The sequence below is a fragment of the Paraburkholderia kururiensis JCM 10599 = LMG 19447 genome (assembly GCF_003986935.1).
GTDB lineage: Bacteria > Pseudomonadota > Gammaproteobacteria > Burkholderiales > Burkholderiaceae > Paraburkholderia > Paraburkholderia kururiensis.
On the sequence record NZ_RJZE01000023.1, the window covers coordinates 15,664 to 39,735 of the forward strand.

The following is a 24,072-nucleotide window of genomic DNA, read 5'->3' on the forward strand; positions in this document are numbered from 1 at the left end:
CGGTCCACGGGCGCAGCCGCTCGGTCGTATCGCGGGTCAGGCAAATTGCTTCAGGAACCGCAGGTCGTTCTCGAAGAACAGACGCAGGTCCTGCACGCCGTAACGCAGCATGGTCAGACGCTCGAGACCGCTACCGAAGGCAAAGCCGATATAGCGCTCCGGGTCGAGGCCCATGTTGCGGATCACGGTGGGATGCACCTGCCCCGAACCCGAAATCTCCAGCCACTTGCCCGCGTTCTTGCCCTGCTCGAACATCATGTCGATCTCGGCCGAGGGCTCGGTGAACGGAAAGTAGGACGGCCGGAAACGCACCAGGATGTCGTCGCGCTCGAAGAACTTCTTGAGGAAATCGGAGTAGACGCCCTTGAGGTCCGCGAAGCTGATGTTCTCGTCGATCCACAGGCCTTCGACCTGATTGAACATCGGCGAGTGCGTGGCGTCGCTGTCTACCCGATACGTGCGCCCCGGCACGATGACCTTGATGGGCGGCGTGTGAGTGCGTGCATAGCGAACCTGCATGGGGCTCGTATGCGTGCGCAGCAACAGCGGGCGGCCGTCCTTGTCCTTGCCGTCCACGTAGAACGTGTCCTGCATGGAACGCGCCGGGTGGTTCTCGGGGCTGTTGAGCGCCGTGAAGTTGTACCAGTCGGTCTCGATCTCGGGACCGTCCGCCACGTCGAAGCCGATCGAGCCGAAGATCTGCTCGACGCGCTCCCACGTTTGCATCACCGGATGAAGGCTGCCTGCGCCCATGCCGCGACCGGGCAGCGTGACGTCGATGGCTTCGGCGGCGAGGCGCTGGTTCAACAGCGCGTCGGCGAGCGCCTGACGGCGTGCCGTCAGCGCCGCTTCCACCTGCTGCTTCGCGACGTTGATGCGTGCGCCTTCGGTCTTGCGCGTTTCGGGGTCAAGCTTGCCCAATCCCTTCAGGCGTTCCGTGAGGACACCCGACTTGCCGAGAAAGCGCGCCTTCTCGTTCTCGAGCGTGTTGACATCGGGCGCCTCGGCAAAGGCGCTTTGCGCGTCAGCGACAATCTGGTCCAGATCCATTGGTCCCATCGTTTCAACGTCAGTGTTTCAGTGTCTGTAGTACGGCGTAGCGGAGCCGGAGCACGACCGGTCCGACACCCACGCGCGACTGGCTCGACCAACAAAAACGGGGCTCGGTGAGGAGCCCCGTTTTTGTTGCAGCGTCACCGGCAAGCCGGAATGTTCGCTGCAACCAACCACGCAATACCTGAACGCCTGGTTAGCGATCAGGCCGCAACGGCGGCTTTCACCTGCTGGACGACAGCAGCAAAAGCAGCCTTGTCGAACACAGCCATGTCGGCCAGCACCTTGCGGTCGAGTTCGATCGACGCCTTCTTCAGGCCGTTGATGAACACGCTGTACGTCATGTCGTGCTGACGCACCGCTGCGTTGATACGCGTGATCCACAGTGCGCGGAACACACGTTTCTTGTTGCGACGGTCGCGGTAGGCGTACTGGCCTGCGCGCATGACCGCCTGCTTGGCGATGCGATAGACGTTATTGCGGCGGCCGCGGTAACCCTTGGCCAGCTTGATGATCTTCTTGTGACGGGCCCGTGCGGTAACCCCACGTTTGACTCGAGGCATGTTTCGCTCCTATGAGTATCGGTTGAGGGTTACGCGAACGGCAGCATTGCGCGCACGGAGTTCAGATCGGAATCATGAACGGCCGTAGCGCCACGCAGGTGCCGCTTGTTCTTGGTGGTCTTCTTCGTCAGGATGTGGCGCTTGAAGGCTTGACCGCGCTTGACGGTACCACCCGGACGCACCACGAAGCGCTTCGCAGCGCTCTTCTTGGTCTTCATCTTGGGCATGACAGACAACTCCATTATTTGATGGACATGGGTGTGCGGTTGGCTCGCGAACGCCCGATGCAAAAGCCCGGGACCATCGTTTGCCCTTCACCCGCCCTTCGAAACCCACTCCACTTGGTATGCAGCCGGCCGGTGATGCTGGCCGCCGCTTTCAGGAAAAACGCCCGTCGCCGCACCGATCACTGAGATCGACACAGGATGCGGGCGCCGTTCCGGAACCTGCTGGCGCGAAGCGTCTAACGACGATCCGCGCACTAACCTGCTTCGCACGGCAGCGAAGTGCCTTGCGGCACATCGCGCTTGCCCTGCGCTTACTTCTTCTTCTTGGGAGCGAGCACCATAATCATCTGGCGCCCTTCCATTTTCGGCATCTGCTCGACCTGCCCCACCTCGTCGAGGTCAGTACGCAGGCGCTCCAGCATGCGCATACCGATTTCCTGGTGAGCCATTTCGCGGCCACGGAAACGCAACGTGATCTTCGTCTTGTCGCCGTCTTCGAGGAAGCGGACGAGGTTGCGCAGCTTGACGTGGTAATCGCCGTCATCGGTCCCGGGGCGGAACTTCACTTCCTTGACCTGGATGACCTTTTGCTTGAGCTTCGCCTCGTGCTGCTTCTTCGCTTCCTGGTACTTGAACTTGCCATAGTCCATCAGGCGGCACACCGGAGGCACTGCCTGCGGGGCAATTTCTACCAGGTCGAGATCCTGTTGTTCCGACAGACGGAAAGCATCTGCAAGCTTCACGATGCCGAGCGGCTCGTTATCGACTCCGACGAGACGCACCTCGGGCGCGGTAATTTCGCCGTTGATGCGATGCGACTTTTCAGTAGCGATGTTACGTTTCCTCTAAAAATTAAAAAAACGAGCCGCGCTGCCAGGTGGCTTACCTGAACGCCTGCAGGTCTTCACGCAGGCGTTCAACGAAGGCATCGACCGGCATCACACCGAGATCGACACCGCCACGGGCACGCACGGCTACCGTTTGCGCTTCACGCTCCTTGTCGCCGACCACCAGCAGGTACGGGACCTTTTCGAGCGTGTGTTCGCGTATTTTATAGCTAATTTTCTCGTTGCGCAAATCGGCCTCTACTCTAACCCCTTGTTTTTGCAACGTTTGGGCCAATTTTTGCGCATATTCGGCCTGACTTTCAGCAATATTCATCACAACCACCTGCATCGGAGCCAGCCAGGCAGGCATCGCGCCGGCATGGTGCTCGATCAGGATCCCGAGGAAGCGCTCCATTGATCCGAGGATTGCCCGGTGCAGCATGATCGGGCGACGGCGGCTGTTGTCCTCGGCCACGTACTCGGCGCCAAGGCGCTCCGGCAGCACCATGTCGAGCTGCAGCGTGCCGCACTGCCACGAGCGGCCGAGCGCGTCCTTGATGTGGTATTCGACCTTCGGACCGTAGAACGCGCCTTCACCCGGCAGCTCTTCCCACCTCACACCGCAGGCCGTGAGCGCGCGGCGCAGGCCGTCCTCTGCGCGATCCCACGTTTCGTCCGTGCCAGCGCGCGAGTCCGGACGCAGCGACAGCTTGATGTCGATGTGATCGAAGCCAAAATCCTTGTACACGCTCATGGCGAGCGTGTTGAAAGCGATCGACTCGCTGATGAACTGATCTTCCGTGCAAAAGATGTGTGCATCGTCCTGCACGAAGCCGCGCACGCGCATGAGCCCGTGCAGCGCGCCGGAAGCCTCGTTGCGATGGCACGAGCCGAATTCCGCGTAACGCAGCGGCAGATCGCGGTACGACCGCAAGCCATGATTGAATACCTGCACGTGGCCCGGGCAGTTCATCGGCTTGATGGCGTAGTCGCGCTTTTCCGACTCCGTCGTGAACATGTTTTCACGATAGTTCTGCCAGTGGCCGGACGCTTCCCAGAGCGAGCGGTCCATGATCATCGGCGTCTTGATCTCGAGATAGCCGGCCTCGGCCACGCGGCGGCGCATGTACTGCTCCACCTGCTGCCAGAGCGTCCAGCCGCGCGGATGCCAGAACACCATGCCGGGCGACTCGTCCTGCATGTGGAACAGGTCCAACTGCTTGCCGAGCTTGCGGTGGTCGCGTTTCTCCGCCTCTTCGAGCATGTGCAGGTACGCGTCCTGTTCTTCCTTCTTCGCCCAGGCCGTGCCGTAGATGCGCTGCAACTGCTCGTTCTTCGCGTCGCCGCGCCAGTAGGCGCCCGCCACCTTCATGAGCTTGAAGACCTTGAGCTTGCCCGTGGACGGCACGTGCGGGCCGCGGCAAAGATCCGTGAACCCACCATGCGAATAGAGCTTGATCTCGTCGCTTGAGGGAATCGATCCGATGATCTCGGCCTTGTACTTCTCGCCGATGCTCTTGAAGTAGTCGACCGCCTCGTCGCGTGAGACGACGCGACGCGTAACCGGCTCGTCCTTCTTTGCGAGCTCCTGCATACGCTTTTCGATCTTCTCGAGATCCTCAGGCGTGAAGGGACGGCTGTACGCGAAGTCGTAATAGAAGCCGTTGTCGATCACCGGTCCGATCGTGACCTGAGCTTCCGGGTAAAGCTCCTTCACCGCGTACGCCAACAGGTGTGCCGTGGAGTGGCGAATGATGTCGAGACCGTCGGGGTCCTTCTCCGTGACGATCGCAAGCGACGCATCGCGGTCGATGAGCGCCGACGTATCGACGAGCTCGCCATCGACCTTGCCGCCGAGCGCCGCCTTCGCGAGACCGGGGCCGATCGACGCGGCCACTTCGGCGACCGTCACGGGATGATCGTACTGTCGAACAGAACCGTCGGGCAGACGTATCGAAACCATTGCGTTCTCCATGTGCCGGCCGGCGGCACGTCAACAGGTGAAAGACAGAAACCCTACGCGGACCGGCAACGAAACCAGGGCAAAAAAAATGCGGCCCCGCTTTCGAGGGGCCGCATTCACATTTCGAACCAGACTACACGGCGAAATACAGAGGCGAAAGGGGTCCTCGACTAGCGTCGCTCCGAAGTAGTTTCGGTAAACGTTCGCGGTGTCATAACCGTATTCGCCTTATGCGCAAGAGCGCGTGCACTGCCGTTTGTACTGCTGCTTATACCGCATGAAACCCGATACATGACCAGGCTTCCGATTTCGTTGGTAGGCTCGATTGGACTCGAACCAACGACCCCCACCATGTCAAGGTGGTGCTCTAACCAGCTGAGCTACGAGCCTGAAGAAGCTGAAATTATATGGAGTACCGGAACACTTGGCAAGCACTTTTATGCGGCGACATGAAAACGCCTCATGCCTTGCGCGCGGCCCGCACCACGCCCTGCACCTCTCCCAGCAGGGTGCACGCACGCTGGATTTGCGCCGCGCTCGACACCTCGACGGTGAACTGCATGAAAGCCGCGTTTCGCCGCGACTGCGTCTTCACGCCGATCACGTTGATCTTCTCGCGCGCGAACACTTCGGAGATGTCGCGCAGCAGCCCCTGGCGGTCGCCCGCCTCGATCGTGAGATCCACGGGATAGACGGACTGTCCGCGCCCGCTCAGCACGTCCGCGGACCACGTGGTCTGCAGCACGCGCTCAGGCGCGCGCTCGGCCATGCGGCGAAACGTGGGGCAATCCGTGCGATGGATCGACATGCCTTTGCCGCGCGTGACGAAGCCGCTGATGTCGTCGGGCGGTGCCGGACGGCAGCATCGCGCGAGCTGCGTGAGCAGCGCGTCCACGCCTACCACGAGCACGCCGGTGGATGCGCCATGCGCGACGCTCGCCCCGCTCGCGCGCTTCGTGATCTGCTCGGGCGTTTCCGTTTCCGGCTCGGGCGGCGGCGCGTCCTGCAACGCCTGCTCCACCTGACGCAGGCTGAACTCTTCCTTGCCGACCACGGAGAACAGATCGTCGGTCGACTTGAACCCAAGCTTGGCCGCGAGCTGGTCCAGATTGACCGAGGTCTTGCCCTCGCGCTGCAGCGTCTTTTCCACCATTGCGCGGCCAGACGCGATGTTCTCTTCGTGCTCGATCGCGTTGAACCACGCGCGCACCTTCTGACGTGCACGCGGGCTTTGCAGATAGCCGAGCTGCGGGTTGAGCCAGTCGCGTGACGGCCCGCCCTCCTTCACCGCGATGACCTCGACCGTCTGACCGTTCTGCAGCGGCGTGTTGAGCGGCACCATCGCGCCGTCGACACGCGCGCCGCGACAGCGGTGCCCCAGCTCGCTGTGCAGGTGATACGCGAAGTCGAGGGGCGTTGCGCCCTGCGGCAGCGCGATCACGCGCGCCTGCGGCGTCATCACGTAGATGTGGTCGTCCTCGAAGGTAGCCTGGCGCAACTGGTCCCACGGCTGGCGGCCGTCGGACACGTCGTCTTTCCACGCGAGCAGTTGGCGCAGCCATGCGATCTTCTCGTCGTAGCGGTCGCTCGCGCTGAACTGACCGCCATAACCACGCACGCCCGCTTCCTTGTAGCGCCAGTGGGCGGCCACACCGTATTCGGCGAACTGGTGCATCTCGTGCGTGCGGATCTGCACTTCGAACGCGCGCCCGTCGTCGCCGATCACGACCGTATGCAGCGACTTGTAGCCGTTCGGCTTCGGCCGGGAGATGTAGTCGTCGAACTCTCTCGGCACCGGTTGCCACAGGTTGTGCACGATGCCGAGCACGGTGTAGCAATCCTTGATGTCGGGAACGATGACGCGAAACGCGCGCACGTCGTAGAGTTCGGCGAAATCGAGCTCCTTGCCGCGCATCTTGCGCCAGATGCTGTAGATGTGCTTCGGCCGCCCCGACACCTCCGCGTCGATGTGCGCGGCGGCAAGCTCGGCGCGCAGGCGGTCGATGGCCTGCGTGACGTAGCTCTCGCGCTCCACGCGTTTCTCGTCGAGCAGCTTCGCGATGCGCTTGTAGGTCTCGGGCTCTTCGAAGCGGAACGCGAGGTCCTCGAGCTCCCACTTCAACTGCCAGATGCCGAGCCGGTTCGCAAGCGGCGCGTAGATTTCGAGCGTCTCGCGCGCCACGTCGGGCGACGGCGTGAGCTTCGCCGCCGCGTAGTAGCGCAGCGACTGCAGCCGCGAGGCGAGCCGGATCAGCACGACACGGATGTCCTGCGCGAACGCGAGCAACATCTTGCGCAACGCTTCGACCTGCGCGCGACGCGCGGCCTGCGCGTCGCGACCGGCCTCGGGCATCGCATTCTGAGCGGCGCGCATGCTGACGGTGCCGAGCCTCAACAGCTTGCGCACGTCCGCAACGAGCTGCGAAACCTCTTCGCCGAAGCGTTCGGCCAGAATGCGCTCGGGGTCCGACAGATACGGCGTGAGCGCGAAGAGCGCCGCCGCCAGCACCGCGGGCGAATCGACGTTGAGCTTGCCCATGATCGATGCCGTCCCCGCCGCATGCTCGATCAGTGATTCGCCGGACGGCAGTCGCGCGTCACCGGCGGTCTCGCGCACGAACGCGAGCGCATCGTCGATGGACGGCACCGGACTCGTGGTGGTGGGGAGATTGTCGCGACTCATGATGCTTTGACCCGGCAATCATGCCGGGCTGGAACGATGAAACCGCCATGCGGCAGCCGAAGCTTCCGCACAGTCAATTGCAGGGCAACAAACCGCAGCCGCTTGCGCCGCGGGCTGCCCCGCCCAACCGTCAGCTACGCTGCGCCGCCACCACGACCACTTCCACGAGGCACGCCGGGTTCGCGAGCTTCGCTTCCACCGTGGCACGCGGCGGCGTGGCGCCCGGCACGACCCACGTGTCCCACACGGCGTTCATGCCGGGAAAGTTGGCCATGTCGGAGATGAAGATCTGTACCGAAAGCAGATGCGACTTGTCGCTGTTCACTTCGGCAAGCAGGCGGTCGATGTGGTCGAGCACCTCGCGGGTCTGGCCGGTGATGTCCTGCTTCGTGTCTTCGGCGATCTGGCCGGCCAGGTACACGGTACCGTTGTGCACGGCGATTTCCGAGAGACGCGGGCCGACGTGGTGACGATTGACTGCCATAAGGTTTCCTGTTGGTGTGGTGAAGGTGGCACGCTGCGGCAATGGCGCAGCGCCATGCGCGGCCGCCTGCCTCGCGCAGGCGTGTAATCGCATATTATGACCCGAGCGCGGCTCAGCCGATCAGGAAACGTCGCGCGATAGCGATCTGGTCAGGTGCAAGAAAGGCCGGCGCATGGCCCGCACCGGCAATTTCGACGCTCGCAACAGCCTTCCCTTCGCTGACCATGCGCGCCACCGTCTCATGCGAAAGCAGATCCGACTGCTCGCCGCGCACGACGAGCATGCGCCCCGGGAAGGCCGCGAGCGAGCGCCAGAGTATCGATTCGCCGAGCGCGTTCTGCTCGGGCGTCGTGGCGCCGAACGGCTGGGCGATGCGCGGGTCGTAACGGAATGCCCAGGCGCCGTCCACTTCGTGAAGGAGCGGCGTGTTGATCTCGCGCCACTCCTCCTGCGTGAGCGGGCCGAACGACTGCGCGAGCAACGCGGCATGATCAATGCCCTGCTGCAGCGTTTCGAAGCGCGCTGGCTTGCCGAGATACTCGCCGATGCGAGCCAGCGCCTGCGGCTCGATATGAGGACCGACGTCGTTGACGATCATCTTGCCGATGGGTGAGTCGGGCAGGCCCGCCAGGGCGAGGCCGATCAGCCCGCCCATCGAAGTGCCGAACCAGTCCACTTTTTCAGCGCCCGTGCGCGCGATCAGCGTGACCATGTCGGCAACGTACTGCGCGACGCCGTAACCCATCGGGTCGGCGAGCCACGACGAGAGGCCGCGGCCCACCACGTCGGGGCACACCACGCGATAGGTGTCGCTCACCGCGGCCGCGAGCCGGTCGAAGTCACGGCCCGAACGCGTGAGCCCGTGCACGCAGACAAGCACGCGCGGGTTCGCGGGGTCGCCCCATTCGGTGTAGGCCATGCGGTGCAGACCGCCGGGGCTGATGCATTGAACGAAGCGCTGGCGCAAGGCGGTAGACGTAGCGGTCATCGTGAGGTCCTGTCCTGGCAGAAGACTGTCGGGGCCGGGCCCGCTGCGGCGCCGGCGGCACGAGTCCGATTGTAGACGGCGGGGAACCGCACCAACGCGTTTTTCAAGGAAAGCGCGACGAGCGTCACACGCAACGCGACCGCCCAAACACCGCGGGCGGAACGCTCTTTCCGAACGTTCCGCCCGCTTCGAATCGATTTACCGAACAAGGGTCACGTTTCGCCGACATAACCTCACGCAACCTCAAACGACCACACAGCCCCGCCTGCAAGCGACCGCGGCGACCACAGCAACCCACCATCAGGCCGCTTTTCGCCAACCGTGATACCGCTCAGCTCACCGCGCTCACGTCGAGCGGGGCGCCCGTCTTCGCCGCGATCTCGTCCACCGTCACGCCAGGCGCGAGTTCGGCGAGCCGCAAACCGTCTTCGGTCACGTCGATCACGCCGAGGTCGGTGATGAGGAGATCCACCACGCCCACGCCCGTGAGCGGCAGCGAGCATTCATCGACGATCTTGTGCTGATCGCCCTTCGCCACGTGCTCCATCAGCACGACCACGCGCTTCACGCCGGCCACGAGGTCCATGGCGCCACCCATGCCCTTGATCATCTTGCCCGGAATCATCCAGTTCGCGAGGTCGCCGCTCTTGCTCACCTGCATGGCGCCGAGAATCGCCAGGTTGATGTGGCCGCCGCGGATCATGGCGAACGAGTCCGCCGACGAGAAGATCGACGAGCCGGGCAGCGTCGTCACCGTCTGCTTGCCTGCGTTGATGAGGTCGGCGTCCACTTCGTCGTCCGTGGGCGACGGCCCGATGCCGAGCAGCCCGTTCTCCGACTGCAGCCACACCTCGACGCCCGCGGGCACGTGGTTGGCCACCAGCGTCGGCAGACCGATGCCGAGGTTCACATAGAAACCGTCCTGCAGTTCCTTCGCCGCGCGCGCGGCCATTTCATCGCGATTCCATGCCATGGTCAGACTCCTTTTGCGCGCACGACGCGTTGTTCGATGCGTTTTTCCGGATGCGCATTGAGCACGATGCGCTGCACGAAGATGCCGGGCGTGTGGATCGCATCCGGATCGAGTTCGCCCGTCTCCACGATCTCCTCGACCTCGGCCACCGTGATGCGGCCGGCCATCGCGCACATCGGGTTGAAGTTGCGCGCCGTGCGGCGATAGACGAGGTTGCCGGCCTTGTCCGCCTTCCACGCCTTCACGAGCGCGACGTCGGCGGTGAGCGAATGCTCGAGCACGTAATGGTTGTCGCCGAACTGGCGGGTTTCCTTGCCCTCGGCAATCAGCGTGCCGTAGCCGGTGTTGGTGAAGAAGGCCGGAATGCCGGCGCCGCCCGCCCGCAGTTTTTCGGCGAGCGTGCCTTGCGGCGTGAATTCGAGTTCCAGTTCGCCCGCGAGGTACTGCCGTTCGAATTCCTTGTTCTCGCCCACGTACGACGAGATCATCTTCCTGATCTGCCGCGTTTCGAGCAGCAGGCCGAGGCCGAAACCGTCCACGCCCGCGTTGTTGCTGATGCAGGTGATGCCCTTAACGCCCGAATCGCGCAGCGCGCCGATCAGCGCCTCCGGAATGCCGCACAGGCCGAAGCCGCCCACGGCGAACGTCTGCCCGTCCTTGACGATGCCTTCGAGCGCGGCAGCCGCGCTCCCATAGACCTTGTTCATCAGTTTGTCCCTTCCTCAATGGAAACCCGAAAACCGGATCGGCGCAGTGCGCGGCAAAACTCGCCGGCAGCCAGTTGGCAAACGCCATTCTAGCCACACGGCGGCATGCCGTTGCAGCAGGCCGAATGGACATCCGGCCGTGCGCCTCACGCCGGCGCGGCGCCTTGCAGGGCAACGCTCGCCGCGCTCTTCTCGTTTGCCGCAAAGGGTACGATGCCGCGGTGTTGCGGCACAATACGCAAAAATACATAAGTAACCTCACCACCGTGGCGGCTTCGCCCATGCCCGACCAACGTTCGCTCGACTATCAGACCGCCTTTCATCTCGCGCCGATCGGCCTCGTGCTCGCGCGCGATCGCATCATCGAAGACTGCAACGACGAACTCGCGGCGATCTTCCGGTGTCGGCGCGAGTCGCTGATCGGGCAGTCGTTTCAGGTGCTGTATCCGTCGGCGGACGAGTTCGAGCGCATCGGCGCGCGCATCCCGCCCATCATGACCGCGCAAGGCAGCTACGCGGACGACCGCATCATGAAGCGCGCCGACGGCGAGCTCTTCTGGTGCCACGTGACGGGGCGGTCATTGGACCGCGCCGAGCCGCACGCGGCGGGCGTCTGGACCTTCGAGGATCTCAGCGCCACACGCCGCGTGGCCGTAGAACTCACTCCGCGCGAGCGCGAGATTGCCGCCCAGCTCGTCACGGGCAAGACGAGCAAGCAGATCGGGCGGATTCTGGATATCAGCTCGCGCACGGTGGACGTGTACCGCGCGCGGCTCATGCGCAAGTATGGGACGGGAAACGCCACCGAGCTGTTGCAGCGGCTGCTGGGGCAGTAAGACCCGGCGAGCGGGATCGTGCGCTCGCCGGTTGACAGGCCGGTGTGATGTTGTTGGCTGGACGCCGGCTTGAAGCTGTTCAGCTGGCCTGCTCAGCCGGCCTGCTCAGCCGGCCTGCTCAGCTGGCCTGCTCAGCTGGCCTGCTCAGCTGGCTAGGGTAGTGAGCCTCAACGTGCCTTGACGAGTTCGGCCCGCTCGATCGTGGCGCGCAACAGATCCGGCATCGGCACCGATTTGCCGGCGGCGTAATCGATCCACACGCAGCGGGCGTTGCCGCGCGCATAGAGCGTGTCGGGGTCGTCCGCACGGCGCAGTTCGAAACCGGTGTCGAAGCTGCTGCGGCCAGGCTGGCCGACCGTCATCCGGCACACGACGTCGCCGGGATAGTGAAGCTGCCGCAAAAACTCCATCGATGCGTTGACGATCACCGGCCCTTGCCCCTCGCCGTTGCCGCCCGCGATGCCGAGATGCTCGAACCACGAAATCCGCGCCTGCTCCATGTAGCGGAAATAGACCGTGTTGTTGACGTGGCCAAACGCGTCCATGTCGCCCCAGCGAATGGGCATCGACATTTCGAAGACGGGGTGATACGCCTGCTCGCTCATCGAACTTCTCTTCCTGTTATTTCGTGGGACGCTTCACGTCAGTCTTCACGCGAGCCCGAAGCCGTCGTCGGCCGTAATCACCGAGCCGTTGATGAAATTCGATTCATCGGCCGCGAGCAGCAGCAAGAGGCCGTCGAGGTCCTCGGGCTTGCCCACGCGGTGGCGCGGCAGCATCGAAATCAGCTTCTGTCCCTGCTCCGTCGACCAGTGGTGATGGTTGATCTCCGTATCGATATAGCCCGGGCAGATTGCATTGACGTTGATGCCATGACGCCCCCATTCCTGAGCCATGGCCTTGGTCATGTGGACTACCGCCGCCTTGCTCATCGAATAGAGCCCGATCTGCGGCAGCACGCGCAAACCCGCCACGGACGCGATGTTGATGATGCGGTACGCCGGTTTGTGTGCGCCGTTGCCGCGCATCATCATCCGTTTGGCCACTTCCTGCGCGACGAAGAACGCGCCGCGCGTATTCGTATCGAACACGTATTCGAAGTCGGCGGGCGTGACGTCGGCGAGGCGCTGCGTCGTGGAAACGCCCGAGTTGTTGACGAGAATGTCGATAGTGCCTGCCTCGGTCTCGGCGTGCGCCACGGCAGACTTGATGCTCTGGTAGTCCGTCACGTCGAGCGACACGACGTGCGCCGCACCGCCCGATGCCTCGATTTCGGCGCGCAGTTCCTTGAGGCGCTCCACGCGGCGGCTAGCCAGCACGACTTTTGCGCCTGCCTGCGAGAGTACCTGGGCAAAGCGCTTGCCCAGTCCGCTCGATGCGCCGGTGATCAGCGCGACCTTGCCTTCCAGATTGATCGAACGGCCCATTGTCGTTCCTTGTAGGTGTTGAGCGTTGAGTGGACGGCACGTTGCGGCATGGCCGGACGTGCGTCAATACGGTAGCACAAAGAATAGAACGATCGTGCTAATCTGCGCTCTTCGGGTTGCGGGGTGTCAGACGTTACCGGACAATACGTTCCCGAAAAAAGCATTCTAACGGCAAGAGGAGCTTCGATGACCCCCGCAAGTCTCATTGAGCAGTACGGTCCACGCGAATCGATGGAGTATGACGTCGTGATCGTCGGCGGCGGCCCGGCCGGTCTTTCGGCCGCCATCCGTCTCAAGCAGCGGGCAGCGGAAAAAGGCGTCGAACTCGGCGTGTGCGTGCTGGAAAAAGGCTCGGAAATCGGTGCGCACATTCTCTCGGGCGCGGTCATGGACCCCCGTGCAATCAACGAACTGATTCCCGACTGGAAGGAAAAAGGCGCGCCGCTCGACGTGCCCGTCACCGAAGACCGCTTTCTGTTTCTGACCGAAACGGGCGCGCGCACCGTCCCGCACTGGGCGCTGCCGGAGAACTTCAAGAACGAAGGCAACTACGTGGTGAGCCTCGCGAACGTCACGCGCTGGCTCGGCCAGCAGGCGGAAGCCGCGGGCGTCGAGATCTTCCCGGGCTTTCCCGCGGCCGAGGTGCTCTACAACGAAGACGGCTCGGTGAAAGGCGTGGCCACGGGCAACATGGGCATCGGCAAGGACGGCCAGCCCACCGAGAACTTCCAGCTCGGCATGGAACTGCACGCGAAGTACACGCTCTTCTGCGAAGGCGCGCGCGGGCATCTGGGCCGCCAGTTGAACGAGAAGTTCAAGCTGAACCGCGACAGCGACCCGCAGGTGTACGGCATCGGCATCAAGGAACTCTGGGAAATCGATCCCGCGAAACACCAGCCGGGCCTCGTCATCCATTCGGCCGGCTGGCCGCTCGACTCACAGACCTACGGCGGCTCGTTCCTCTATCACATCGACAACAACCAGGTGATGGTCGGCTTCGTGGTGGGGCTCGGCTATTCGAACCCGTACCTCTCGCCGTTCGAGGAATTCCAGCGCTACAAGACGCACCCTGAAATCCGCAAGTTTCTGGAAGGCGGCAAGCGCGTTTCGTACGGTGCACGCGCCATCACGGCGGGCGGGCTCATGTCGCTGCCGAAGCTCGTGTTTCCGGGCGGCGCGCTGGTGGGCGACGACGCCGGCTTTCTCAACGCCTCGCGCATCAAGGGGTCGCACGCGGCAATCAAGACCGGCATGCTGGCTGCTGACGCCGCGTTCGACGCCGTGCAGGCCGGCCGCACCGCCGACGAACTCACCGCCTACCCCGAGTCGTTCAAGACGTCGTGGCTTTACACGGAACTGCACCGTGCGCGCAACTTCAAGCAGTGGATGAGCAAGGGGCTCTACCTCGGCACGCTGATGGTCGGCATCGAGCAAAAGCTCTTCGGCGGCAACGTGCCGTGGACGCTGCATCATCAGCACTGGGACCACGAGATGCTCAAACCCGCATCGCAGTGCAAGCCGATCGAGTATCCGAAGCCGGACGGCAAGCTCACGTTCGACCGACTCTCGTCGGTGTTCATCTCGAACACGAATCACGAGGAAAACCAGCCGGCGCACCTCACGCTCAAGGACCCGAGCGTGCCCGTGAACGTGAACCTGCGCACGTATGCGGGACCGGAGGGACGTTACTGCCCTGCCGCCGTCTACGAATTCGTGAAGAACGACGACGGCAACGACCGGCTCGTGATCAACGCGCAGAACTGCGTGCACTGCAAGACCTGCGACATCAAAGACCCGACGCAGAACATCGTGTGGGTGACGCCGGAAGGCGGCGGCGGGCCGAACTATCCGAACATGTGAGGACTCGGGGCCGTCAGCACGCACAACGGCCCTTCTTTCGCCGATACAAAAAACGCCGCTTTCAAGCGGCGTTTCTTTTTACGGCGTGGTGCTTGCGCTCGAACGCTTCAGGGCGTTCCGGCCGCGATCTTCGGCGTCGTGGTCACCACGTCGCCGCACTGGGCGCGATGCCGCAAGGCATGATCGATCAGCACGAGCGCCAGCATCGCTTCGGCAATCGGCGTGGCGCGAATGCCAACGCAGGGATCGTGGCGACCGAACGTCTCCACCGTCGCGGGCTGCCCCGCCTTGTCGATGGAGCGACGCGGCGTACGAATGCTCGACGTCGGCTTGATTGCGATGGAGACGGTAATGTCCTGCCCCGTCGAGATACCGCCCAGCACGCCGCCCGCATGATTGCCGACGAAGCCTTCCGGCGTGAGTTCGTCGCCGTGCACCGACCCACGTTGCGCCACGCTCGCGAAGCCGGCGCCGATCTCGACGCCCTTCACCGCATTGATGCCCATCATCGCGTGCGCGATGTCGGCGTCGAGCCGGTCGAACAACGGCTCGCCCCAGCCCACCGGCACGCCCGACGCCACCACATTGATGCGCGCGCCGATCGAGTCGCCGTCCTTGCGCAGCGCGTCCATGTAGGCTTCGAGCTGCGGCACGATGTCGGCATTCGGCACGAAAAACGGATTCTCGCGCACGTGCGACCAGTCGACGAACGGCACGTCGATCTCGCCCAACGCGCTCATGTAGCCCCGCACCTCCACGCCGAACTTCTCGCGCAGCCACTTCTTCGCCACGGCGCCGGCCGCCACGGTGGGCGCCGTGAGCCGCGCCGACGACCGGCCGCCGCCCCGATAGTCGCGAATGCCGTACTTTTGCCAGTACGTGTAGTCCGCGTGACCCGGGCGGAAGGTTTCGGCGATGTTGCCGTAGTCCTTGCTGCGCTGATCGGTGTTGCGGATGAGGAGCGCGATGGGCGCGCCGGTCGTCACATCTTCGAATACGCCCGAGAGAATCTCGACCTTGTCTTCTTCCTGGCGCTGCGTCACGTGGCGCGACGTGCCGGGCTTGCGGCGGTCGAGTTCGAACTGGATGTCTTCGGTAGTGAGCGCCATGCCGGGTGGGCAGCCGTCGATCACGCAGCCGATGGCCGGGCCGTGCGATTCGCCGAAGGTCGTGACGGTAAAGAGCGTGCCGAGCGTGTTGCCGGACATGAGCGTCGTCCAAAGTAAAACGGGGAAGCCGCTATTATGCCAGCCCGCGCGTTCAGCGCCGGGCGCCCCGCAGCGCCGTGACGATCTCCTCGAGCCCTTCCGGCGTGACGCTGGCCGGGTCGAGCGGCTCGCCCACCGCAAGTGTGAGCCGGCTGACCGCACCACGCCGCAGCGGCCGCGGCAGGTGCGCACTTTCGTCGCGCGAGAAGACGCTGCCCCACAGGCCGCGCAGCGCCATTGGAATCACCGGCACCGGCATGCGTTCGATGATCTCCATCACGCCATGACGGAACGCGTTGATCTCGCCCGTCCGCGTGAGTTTGCCTTCGGGGAAGATGCAGACCAGTTCGCCCTCGGCGAGCACTTTGGCGCACTGTTCGTAGGCCGCCGCGAGCAGGTGCGCGTCCTCGTGCGCCGGCGCAATCGGAATGGCCTTCGCGTGGCGGAACAGCCAGCCGGCCAGCGGCGCGCGAAAGATCCGGTGGTCCATCACGAAGCGGATGGGGCGCGGGCTTTCGGCCATGATGACGATCGCATCGACATAGCTCACGTGATTGCAGACGAGCACGGCCGGCCCTTCGGCCGGAATGCGCTCCGTGTGCACCAGCCGGATGCGATAGACCGTATGCACGAGCAGCCACGCGACGAAGCGCAGCAGAAACTCCGGCACGAGCAGATAGATGTAGGCGGCCACCGCCACGTTGAGAAGCGCCGTGACGAGATAGAGCCCCGGAATGCCGACGCCCGCGGAAGTCAGGGCCATCGCCATCAGCGCCGAGACGATCATGAACAGCGAGTTCAGGATGTTGTTCGCCGCGATGATGCGCGCACGGTGGCTCGGCACGCTGCGGCTCTGGATCAGGGCATAGAGCGGCACGCTGTAGAAGCCGCCGAACATCGCGAGCAGGTACAGATCGACGAGGATGCGCCAGTGCGCCGGCAGGCGCAGGAATTCGCCGACCGCGAGCAGGTGTCCGGCGCCCGGAAGCGCGTGGCTCGCGAAGTAGAGGTCGATGGCGAACACGCTGATGCCGATGGAGCCGAGCGGCACGAGCCCGATCTCGATGCGGCGCTTCGAGAGCCGCTCGCACAGCAGCGAGCCCGTGCCGATGCCCACCGAGAAGGTGGCAAGCAGCACGGTGACGACATCGGGGTTCGCTGAGAGCACGTCCTTCGCGAAGTTGAAGAAGGACGCGAGGAAGGTCGCGCCCACGAACCACAGCCACGAAATACCGAGCAGGCTCAGAAACACCGTGCGATTGCCGCGGGCCAGCGTGAGGTTGCGCCAGGTTTCGCCAACCGGATTCCAGTTGATTCGCAGCTCCGGCTGCGAAGGCGTGGAAGGCGGCACGAATGCCGAGGCAAAACGTCCGATGAGCGCAACCGAGACGCACAGGCACGCCAGCACGGCCGCACCGTTGCCCGGCAGCCCTGCCGCGGCGCCACCGGCAATCGTGCCCACGAGGATGGCGACGAACGTGCCCATCTCCACCATGCCGTTACCTCCCACCAGCTCAGCATTCGTGAGGTGCTGCGGCAGGTAGGCGTACTTGACGGGACCGAACACGGTGGAATGCACGCCCATCAAGAACGTGCAGGTGTACAGCAGCGCCGCGCTGTGCAGCCAGAACCCCGCGCCGCCGACGAGCATCACGGCAATCTCGAAGGTCTTCACGAAACGCGTGAGCATGGCCTTGTCGTACTTGTCGGCGATCTGGCCCGAGGTCGCCGACAGCAGCACGAAAGGCAGGATGAAGATCGCGGAAATCAGGAACGGTGCGGTTTTCGGATCCACGCCGGAAAAACGCGCCGTCTGATAGGTGACGAGCGAGGTGAAACCGATCTTGAAGACGTTGTCGTTCATCGCGCCGAGGAACTGCGTCCAGAAGAACGGCGCAAAGCGGCGCTCGCGCAGCAGCCTGAACTGCGATTCGTGTACCTCGCCGTCGCGAGGGGCGCGGCGCGCAGCGGGCAAGGGGCGGTCGCTCATGAGGGAGGCAGGAGGGGCAGGAATGGGGCCGGCACCGGCAATGTCCGCCTGGTGAAAGCGGGTGTTGAGGTAGAGGCCGGGGTAGAGGCCACGACGGCCAGCGACGGCCAGGTGAGTTCGACAAAAAAACGCGCGCCTGCTGCGCGCGTTTTTCTCTCGAAACGGTGACCGCGGTACCGTCGGCAGGTTGGAACCGGGCCGACGATCGCGAACTCACGGCGCACAGCTTGCTCGCCCCTGGGCGCGAGCCCACCCGGTGAACCACCGACGGAGCAACCGCCGGCGCTTACTGCCGCGTGGGCTGCTCGCCCTCTTCCTCGGGCCAGTCGCGAATATATGCCTTCAGCATGCGATTTTCGAAGCTCTGCTCTTCCACCACGGCCTTCGCCACGTCGTAGAACGAGATCACCCCCATCAGCGTGCGGCTGTCCAAAACGGGCAAATAACGGACGTGATGTTCGAGCATCATTCGTCGCACTTCGTTGACGTCGGTTTCCGGCGTGCAGGTGACGGGGTGGTCGTCCATTACCTTGCGGATGGTCGCCGCGCCCAGGCTGCCATCGTTTTTGCGCAGCGTCAGAATGATTTCACGGAAGGTCAGCATGCCGACCAGATCGCCATATTCCATCACGACGAGCGACCCGATGTCGTGCTCGGCCATGGTGTTGACTGCGGCGTGTAGCGGCGTGTCGGGCGTCACGGTAAAAAGGGTGTTGCCCTTGACCTTCAAAATGTCGCTGACTCGCATGGTCGTCTCCTGGCGATACGGGTAAATGCAATTCACAAATGCGGCTGGTTATGCGGACTTATCTGGACTTATCCAGACATAGGGCACCCGAGCGGCAATGCGCGGGGCAAAAGCCCATGCCGCATAAGCAATGCAGACTGATTTTTGATGCTAGCGGAAAGGTCGGCAAAAGGAAAGCGGCCATTCCACGCACAACGGCATTCATTTGCGATCGAAATACCGGCAACGGCCGCCTCGCGCAGCGGCCCCTTCAGATCCATCGACGAGCTTGGGGGAAAACGGCACTTGATGCCGCGCAGCCCGGTGTTACGATCGCTCACTCCCTTACCTCACAAAGTTCTGGCCGCACCGGCCCGGGCCCATCGACATGTCCGCCAACCGTTTCGACACGCTCGCGCTGCATGCCGGCGCGGCCCCGGATCCCGCCACGGGCGCCCGCGCGACGCCGATCTACCAGACCACCTCGTTTTCGTTCCGCGACACCGACCATGCCGCCGCGCTCTTCAACATGGAGCGTGCGGGCCACGTGTACTCGCGCATCTCGAACCCGACCGTTGCCGTATTCGAAGAGCGGATCGCAGCACTCGAAAACGGCGTCGGCGCCATCGGCACCGCAAGCGGCCAGGCGGCGCTGCATCTCGCCATCGCCACGCTGATGGGCGCGGGTTCGCACATCGTCGCCTCCAGCGCGCTCTACGGTGGCTCGCATAACCTTCTCCACTACACGCTGCGGCGCTTCGGCATCGAGACCACGTTCGTTCCGCCTCATGACCTCGACGCCTGGCGCGCGGCGCTGCGCCCGCAAACCCGGCTGCTCTTCGGCGAAACGCTGGGCAATCCCGGGCTCGACGTGCTCGACATCGCTGCCGTGGCCCAGATCGCCCACGAACACCGCGTGCCGCTTCTCGTCGACTCGACATTCACCACGCCTTGCCTGCTGCGCCCCTTCGAGCACGGCGCCGACCTGATCTACCACTCCGCCACCAAGTTCCTGGGCGGCCACGGCACGACGATCGGCGGCGTGCTGGTGGATGGCGGCACATTCGACTTCGACGCATCGGGCCATTTCCCGGAACTGACCGAGCCCTACGAGGGCTTCCACGGCATGGTGTTCGCGGAGGAAAGCACCGTTGCCCCGTTCCTGCTGCGCGCGCGCCGCGAGGGTCTGCGCGACTTCGGTGCCTGCCTGCATCCGCAGGCCGCATGGCAACTGCTGCAGGGCGTGGAAACGCTGCCGCTGCGCATGGACCGGCACGTCGCGAACACGCGCAAGGTGGTCCAGTTTCTGGCCGCGCACGAGGCGGTGGAATCGGTCGCCTATCCCGAGCTCGAGACCCACCGCGACTACGCGCTGGCGCAACGCCTGCTGCCCCGCGGAGCAGGCGCCGTGTTCAGCTTCAACCTGCGCGGCGATCGCGCCGCCGGGCGGCGTTTCATCGAAGCCCTGACCCTGTTCTCACATCTCGCCAACGTGGGCGACGCCCGCTCGCTCGTCATCCATCCGGCCTCTACGACGCATTTCCGCATGGATGCCGCCGCCCTCGCCGCAGCAGGCATCGCCGAAGGCACGATCCGCCTCTCCATCGGCCTCGAAGACCCGGACGACCTGATCGACGACCTCAAGCGCGCGCTGAAAGCCGCGCAGAAAAACGCCGCGCCCGCGGCAAGCGCCCTTCCCGCCTCGGCCCCCGGCGCTGCCGTCGCCAACCCGGCGCGGGCAGGCAAGGAGGCGCCATGATCCTCGACGTGCGGGGCGTACCCGCTTATGTCTATACCGGCGGCAAGCCCTTCGATCCGACGCTGCCGACGGCCGTGTTCGTCCACGGCGCCGAGCACGATCACAGTGTGTGGGCACTGCAGTCGCGCTACTTCGCAAACCACGGCTTCGGCGTGCTCGCGGTCGACCTGCCGGGCCACAGCCGCAGCGCCGGGCCGGCATTGCGCGACGTTCCCGCCATGGCGGACTGGCTCGCCGCACTGCTCGACGCGGCGGGCGTGCAGCGCGCCTTCGTGGCCGGTCACAGCATGGGCTCGTTGATCGCCCTCGACTTCGCCGCACGCTATCCGGCGCGCACCACGCATCTCGCGATGCTCGCCACCGCGTTGCCCATGACCGTCTCGCCCGCTTTGCTCGATGCCGCCCGCGAGCGCGAACCCGAAGCGATCGCCATGGTGAACGCATGGTCACACTCGACGATCGCGGCCAAACCGTCGAATCCCGGCCCGGGGTTCTGGCTGCACGGCATGAACCAGCGGCTCATGGAACGCGTGTCGGCGCGCGGCGAACCCCAGTTGTTCCATACCGATTTCGCCGCCTGCAACGCGTATACCGACGGCCTCGCACGCGCCGCGGCCGTGCGCTGCCCCGTGCGAATCATCGTCGGCCGGCGCGACGTCATGACGCCGCCGCGTGCGGCGCGCGCGTTGGCCGATGCCTTCACGCGGGCCGGCGTGACAGCGGATACCGTCACGCTCGACGCAGGACACGCCATCATGGCCGAGCAACCCGACGCCACGCTCGACAGCCTGTTCGCCTTTGCATCACGCCCGGGTGCATTGCTTGCCTGAGACGAAACGGCCATCGCAGGCACCACGATAGCGGTTGCGCGCGTGTCGCGGCATCGGCCGGATAGCCGGGTTGCACGGGTGGTACGACAGCAGCACAATCGTTCGAACGCAATCACGAACGCCACAGCGAGGGCAAGGAGGCGATCATGGAACGCACCACGCACCGCGAAAACGAACACTTCGCGAACTTCGACGAGTTCTACCCGTTCTATCTCGGCGAGCATCGCAATCCGGTATCGCGGCGGCTGCACTTCGTGGGTTCGCTGGGCGTGATCGGCTGCGTGGCCATGGCAATCGCCACCGGCCACTGGCCCTGGTTGCCGGCGGCGGTCGTGTGCGGCTACGGGTTCGCGTGGGTCGGGCACTTCTTCTTCGAGAAGAACCGTCCCGCCACCTTCAGACACCCGATCTACAGTCTGATGGGCGACTGGGTGATGTTCGCGGACATCTGCCGCGGCAAGCTGCCTTTGTAGGGCAAGGTCACACTGCCGTCTGGTGCGGCATGGACGACGGGTGATGGGCGTCGCTCCCGGCGAAAGCCGCGCGAGCCTCGCGCGCCGCCATGAGGGAAGCCAGCGACAAGGCGAGTTTTTCGTTATCGAGCGCGGCAAGCAGCATGGCTGCATCCACGCGGCTGGAGCGTAGCTTAAGCTGATACTCGAGCTCGTCACGGTCGATGACGAAGAGGCCGAACAGGCGCGCCACCGAAATCTGGCCGGGATTGGCGATCAACAGGAACCGCGGTTCAGCCCCGCCCTGCTCGAGCCGCGCCACCCATTCGAGCGCTTCGAAGCGCTGCAGCAACCGCGAGGTGGTTTCCATGTCCCGGCGCAGCATGCGCGCAAGCTCGGGCAGCGTATGGCCGGGCCGTCCGACGTCACGTGCTTCGGCAAGCCGGCCGAGCAGTTGCAGCCCGTCCAGCAGATCGCTGCCGGGAAACTGCGGCCGGTGGAATTGCCCGATGCGTATTTCCGGCAAGGCGGACGCGATCATCGCGCCCGCCAGCGTGATGAACCAGCTCAGATACATCCACAGCAGGAACATCGGCGCCGCGGCGAACGCGCCGTACACGGCCGTATAGGTGGGAATGCGCCGCACGTAATAGCCGAAGCCGCGCTTGGCCAGTTCGAACGCGACGGCCGCGCACACGCCGCCCACCACCGCGTCGCGCCATTCCACGCGGCAGTTCGGCAGATAGACGTAGAGCATGGTGAACGCGAGCACCATGAGCGGCAGCATGGCGCCTGTCAGCAGCCATTCGATCACGCCGGAGCCGCTCTGGCCCGCCGCGAAAGCAAGCGACTTGGTGAACAGATACGACGAGATGGAAAGGCTCACGCCAACGAGGATGGGCCCCAGCGTGAGCACAGCCCAGTAAACCAGCACGCGCTGCGCGAACGGCCGCGGCTTGCGCACGCGCCAGATCACGTTGAACGCGGATTCGATGGTCATCATGGTCATGACCGACGTGACGAACAGCACGATCATGCCCATCGTCGTGAGGCCCTTGGCCTTCGACGCGAACTGGTTCAGGTAGCGAAAGATCTGGTCGTTGATCTGCGAGGGCATCAGGTGATCCGCGAGGAAGCCCTGCAGGGACATCTGGAACTGCGCGAAAATCGGAAAGGCCGTGAAGAGTGCGAACGCGACGGTAGCGAGCGGCACAAGCGAAAGCAGCGTCGTGAAGGTCAGGCTACCGGCCACCTGGGGGATGCGGTCTTCTGCGCTACGCCGCGCAGCAAAGCGCGCAAGCCGCCGCACGAGATCCAGATCCACACGCACTTTCGACAACCAGTCCATCGCCCCGCCTCAATCGAAGTGTGCGCCGCGCGCGGCATGCGCGGCCGACCCAACCCCTATAATACCTGTTCACCGACGAGGCCTATGAAAGACATCCTTGTGCTCTATTACAGCCGGCACGGCGCAACCCGCGAACTCGCGCTCGCGATTGCGCAAGGCATCGACAGCGTGCCCGGTGTTCAGGCGCGCGTGCGCACCGTGCCCCCCGTATCCACCGTCTGCGAAGCCACACAGCCCGACATCCCCGAGTCCGGTCCGCCCTACGCCGAGTTGCGTGACCTCGAGGAATGCGCCGGTCTCGCGCTCGGCTCACCCACGCGCTTCGGCAACATGGCCGCGTCGCTCAAGTATTTCCTCGACGGCACCACACCGCAATGGCTCTCGGGTGCGCTCGCCGGCAAGCCCGCCTGCGTGTTCACGTCGACCGGCAGCCTGCACGGCGGCCAGGAATCCACGCTGCTTTCCATGATGCTGCCGCTTCTGCATCACGGCATGCTGCTCGTCGGCATTCCCTACACTGAAAGCGCGCTCGCCACCACGCAAAGCGGCGGCACGCCCTACGGTGCCTCGCACTTCGCCCGCGCAGGTACAGCGGCGAACGGCATCTCCGCCGACGAACGCACGCTCGCCATCGCGCTGGGCGCACGGCTGGCCCGTACGGCGTCCATGCTGAACGAGCGGCCATGAGCATCCCTCGCGATGCCGGCAGCGCGCAGGCCGCGAACGCACGCGTCGAGTCGTCGCGTGCCGCGGCGCTCGGCGCGCTTGCCGCGCTCGTGGGGCTCATCGCGCTCTGCATTGCATGGGAGCTGTGGCTCGCGCCGCTTCGCCCCGGCGGTTCGGCTCTCGTGCTCAAGGCCGCCCCGCTGCTGTTCGCGCTGCGCGGCGTGGCTCGCCGCGACCTGTACACGCTGCAATGGGCGTCGATGCTCGTGCTGCTGTATGTCGCCGAGGGCATCGTGCGCGGCATGACGGACGGCGGCCTGTCGAGCCGGCTGGGCTGGGTCGAGGTCGTGCTCGCCGGCGCTTTTTTTGTTGCTGCTCTCGTCTATGTCGCGCCGTTCAAGCGCGCTGCGCGACGCGCGCCGCCCGGACAACAGTAGCGCGTGCCTTGCCGGCCTGTCGCGTTACCGGGCGCGAATACGTCCCCGAACGGCCCGCTCAATA

General features: G+C 64.5%; 24 protein-coding genes and 1 tRNA gene. 7 read left to right on the plus strand and 18 right to left on the minus strand.

What is annotated here, in order from left to right:
• Nucleotides 1-36: 36 nt before the first annotated feature.
• The 11 genes from pheS to PKKP23_RS24990 all read right to left on the minus strand — a co-directional run bounded on the left by pheS (nucleotide 37) and on the right by PKKP23_RS24990 (nucleotide 10,468).
• Nucleotides 37-1,050: a phenylalanine--tRNA ligase subunit alpha gene (pheS, locus tag PKKP23_RS24940; protein ID WP_017777779.1), complete on the minus strand. Its 1,014-nt coding sequence runs from the start codon at nucleotides 1,048-1,050 to the stop codon at nucleotides 37-39.
• 206 nt (nucleotides 1,051-1,256) lie between these two features.
• Nucleotides 1,257-1,616, minus strand: coding sequence for a 50S ribosomal protein L20 (rplT, locus tag PKKP23_RS24945; RefSeq protein WP_017777778.1), 360 nt, complete (start codon nucleotides 1,614-1,616; stop codon nucleotides 1,257-1,259).
• Between the two features lie 29 nt (nucleotides 1,617-1,645).
• On the minus strand, nucleotides 1,646-1,843 hold the full coding sequence (gene rpmI, locus PKKP23_RS24950) for a 50S ribosomal protein L35 (RefSeq protein ID WP_004191477.1): 198 nt from the start codon (nucleotides 1,841-1,843) through the stop codon (nucleotides 1,646-1,648).
• 311 nt (nucleotides 1,844-2,154) lie between these two features.
• Complete coding sequence (gene infC, locus PKKP23_RS24955; RefSeq protein WP_081601939.1) at nucleotides 2,155-2,676, minus strand: translation initiation factor IF-3; 522 nt, start codon at nucleotides 2,674-2,676, stop codon at nucleotides 2,155-2,157.
• A 49-nt stretch (nucleotides 2,677-2,725) separates the two neighbouring features.
• The gene (thrS, locus tag PKKP23_RS24960) at nucleotides 2,726-4,633 is read right to left on the minus strand and encodes a threonine--tRNA ligase (protein ID WP_126878853.1); all 1,908 of its coding nucleotides are present in this window, start codon (nucleotides 4,631-4,633) and stop codon (nucleotides 2,726-2,728) included.
• Nucleotides 4,634-4,946: 313 nt separating this feature from the next.
• Nucleotides 4,947-5,023: transfer RNA gene (locus PKKP23_RS24965), tRNA-Val, on the minus strand.
• A 70-nt stretch (nucleotides 5,024-5,093) separates the two neighbouring features.
• Nucleotides 5,094-7,316: a RelA/SpoT family protein gene (locus PKKP23_RS24970; RefSeq protein WP_126878854.1), complete on the minus strand. Its 2,223-nt coding sequence runs from the start codon at nucleotides 7,314-7,316 to the stop codon at nucleotides 5,094-5,096.
• 130 nt (nucleotides 7,317-7,446) lie between these two features.
• Nucleotides 7,447-7,800, minus strand: coding sequence for a RidA family protein (locus PKKP23_RS24975; RefSeq protein WP_017777773.1), 354 nt, complete (start codon nucleotides 7,798-7,800; stop codon nucleotides 7,447-7,449).
• Between the two features lie 112 nt (nucleotides 7,801-7,912).
• The gene (locus tag PKKP23_RS24980) at nucleotides 7,913-8,788 is read right to left on the minus strand and encodes an alpha/beta fold hydrolase (RefSeq protein WP_017777772.1); all 876 of its coding nucleotides are present in this window, start codon (nucleotides 8,786-8,788) and stop codon (nucleotides 7,913-7,915) included.
• A gap of 331 nt (nucleotides 8,789-9,119) precedes the next feature.
• The gene (locus PKKP23_RS24985; protein ID WP_126878855.1) at nucleotides 9,120-9,761 is read right to left on the minus strand and encodes a CoA transferase subunit B; all 642 of its coding nucleotides are present in this window, start codon (nucleotides 9,759-9,761) and stop codon (nucleotides 9,120-9,122) included.
• Between the two features lie 2 nt (nucleotides 9,762-9,763).
• Nucleotides 9,764-10,468 (minus strand): CoA transferase subunit A, encoded by a 705-nt coding sequence (locus tag PKKP23_RS24990; RefSeq protein WP_126878856.1) that lies wholly within the window; start codon nucleotides 10,466-10,468, stop codon nucleotides 9,764-9,766.
• Between the two features lie 281 nt (nucleotides 10,469-10,749).
• Between PKKP23_RS24990 and PKKP23_RS24995 the strand changes: the two genes are divergently transcribed.
• Complete coding sequence (locus tag PKKP23_RS24995; RefSeq protein ID WP_126878857.1) at nucleotides 10,750-11,304, plus strand: PAS and helix-turn-helix domain-containing protein; 555 nt, start codon at nucleotides 10,750-10,752, stop codon at nucleotides 11,302-11,304.
• Nucleotides 11,305-11,471: 167 nt separating this feature from the next.
• Here the strand turns inward: PKKP23_RS24995 and PKKP23_RS25000 are convergent, their stop codons facing one another.
• Together PKKP23_RS25000 and PKKP23_RS25005 are read right to left on the minus strand one after the other, a co-directional pair.
• A complete protein-coding gene (locus PKKP23_RS25000; RefSeq protein WP_017777768.1) occupies nucleotides 11,472-11,909 on the minus strand; it encodes an acyl-CoA thioesterase in 438 nt (145 codons plus the stop codon).
• Between the two features lie 45 nt (nucleotides 11,910-11,954).
• Nucleotides 11,955-12,731: an SDR family oxidoreductase gene (locus tag PKKP23_RS25005; RefSeq protein WP_017777767.1), complete on the minus strand. Its 777-nt coding sequence runs from the start codon at nucleotides 12,729-12,731 to the stop codon at nucleotides 11,955-11,957.
• Nucleotides 12,732-12,917: 186 nt separating this feature from the next.
• Here PKKP23_RS25005 and PKKP23_RS25010 point away from each other — a divergent pair, with 186 nt between their 5' ends.
• Nucleotides 12,918-14,591 carry an electron transfer flavoprotein-ubiquinone oxidoreductase gene (locus PKKP23_RS25010; protein ID WP_126878858.1) on the plus strand — a complete coding sequence of 558 codons (1,674 nt, stop codon included), beginning with the start codon at nucleotides 12,918-12,920 and terminating at the stop codon, nucleotides 14,589-14,591.
• Nucleotides 14,592-14,698: 107 nt separating this feature from the next.
• On the opposite strand, the gene aroC is transcribed toward PKKP23_RS25010, so the two are convergent.
• The 4 genes from aroC to PKKP23_RS25030 form a co-directional block, all read right to left on the minus strand.
• A complete protein-coding gene (aroC, locus tag PKKP23_RS25015) occupies nucleotides 14,699-15,799 on the minus strand; it encodes a chorismate synthase (RefSeq protein WP_017777765.1) in 1,101 nt (366 codons plus the stop codon).
• Nucleotides 15,800-15,851: 52 nt separating this feature from the next.
• Nucleotides 15,852-17,789 carry an MFS transporter gene (locus PKKP23_RS25020; protein ID WP_126878859.1) on the minus strand — a complete coding sequence of 646 codons (1,938 nt, stop codon included), beginning with the start codon at nucleotides 17,787-17,789 and terminating at the stop codon, nucleotides 15,852-15,854.
• A gap of 286 nt (nucleotides 17,790-18,075) precedes the next feature.
• On the minus strand, nucleotides 18,076-18,537 hold the full coding sequence (locus PKKP23_RS25025) for a CBS domain-containing protein (RefSeq protein WP_017777763.1): 462 nt from the start codon (nucleotides 18,535-18,537) through the stop codon (nucleotides 18,076-18,078).
• Nucleotides 18,538-18,605: 68 nt separating this feature from the next.
• On the minus strand, nucleotides 18,606-18,857 hold the full coding sequence (locus PKKP23_RS25030; RefSeq protein ID WP_126878860.1) for a hypothetical protein: 252 nt from the start codon (nucleotides 18,855-18,857) through the stop codon (nucleotides 18,606-18,608).
• Between the two features lie 47 nt (nucleotides 18,858-18,904).
• Between PKKP23_RS25030 and PKKP23_RS25035 the strand changes: the two genes are divergently transcribed.
• From PKKP23_RS25035 to PKKP23_RS25045, 3 genes are all read left to right on the plus strand, one after another.
• Nucleotides 18,905-20,275: an O-acetylhomoserine aminocarboxypropyltransferase gene (locus PKKP23_RS25035; RefSeq protein WP_126878861.1), complete on the plus strand. Its 1,371-nt coding sequence runs from the start codon at nucleotides 18,905-18,907 to the stop codon at nucleotides 20,273-20,275.
• Nucleotides 20,272-21,105: an alpha/beta fold hydrolase gene (locus PKKP23_RS25040; protein WP_126878862.1), complete on the plus strand. Its 834-nt coding sequence runs from the start codon at nucleotides 20,272-20,274 to the stop codon at nucleotides 21,103-21,105. Before PKKP23_RS25035 ends, PKKP23_RS25040 begins: the two co-directional genes overlap by 4 nt.
• A gap of 146 nt (nucleotides 21,106-21,251) precedes the next feature.
• Nucleotides 21,252-21,578: an Mpo1-like protein gene (locus PKKP23_RS25045; protein WP_017777760.1), complete on the plus strand. Its 327-nt coding sequence runs from the start codon at nucleotides 21,252-21,254 to the stop codon at nucleotides 21,576-21,578.
• Nucleotides 21,579-21,585: 7 nt separating this feature from the next.
• Here the strand turns inward: PKKP23_RS25045 and PKKP23_RS25050 are convergent, their stop codons facing one another.
• The gene (locus PKKP23_RS25050) at nucleotides 21,586-22,905 is read right to left on the minus strand and encodes a YihY family inner membrane protein (RefSeq protein ID WP_176049085.1); all 1,320 of its coding nucleotides are present in this window, start codon (nucleotides 22,903-22,905) and stop codon (nucleotides 21,586-21,588) included.
• An 84-nt stretch (nucleotides 22,906-22,989) separates the two neighbouring features.
• Here PKKP23_RS25050 and wrbA point away from each other — a divergent pair, with 84 nt between their 5' ends.
• Together wrbA and PKKP23_RS25060 are read left to right on the plus strand one after the other, a co-directional pair.
• Nucleotides 22,990-23,592 carry an NAD(P)H:quinone oxidoreductase gene (gene wrbA, locus PKKP23_RS25055; RefSeq protein WP_017777758.1) on the plus strand — a complete coding sequence of 201 codons (603 nt, stop codon included), beginning with the start codon at nucleotides 22,990-22,992 and terminating at the stop codon, nucleotides 23,590-23,592.
• Entirely contained in the window at nucleotides 23,589-24,008 is a 420-nt protein-coding gene (locus tag PKKP23_RS25060) for a DUF2069 domain-containing protein (RefSeq protein ID WP_126878863.1), read from the plus strand. Before wrbA ends, PKKP23_RS25060 begins: the two co-directional genes overlap by 4 nt.
• Nucleotides 24,009-24,072: the final 64 nt, after the last annotated feature.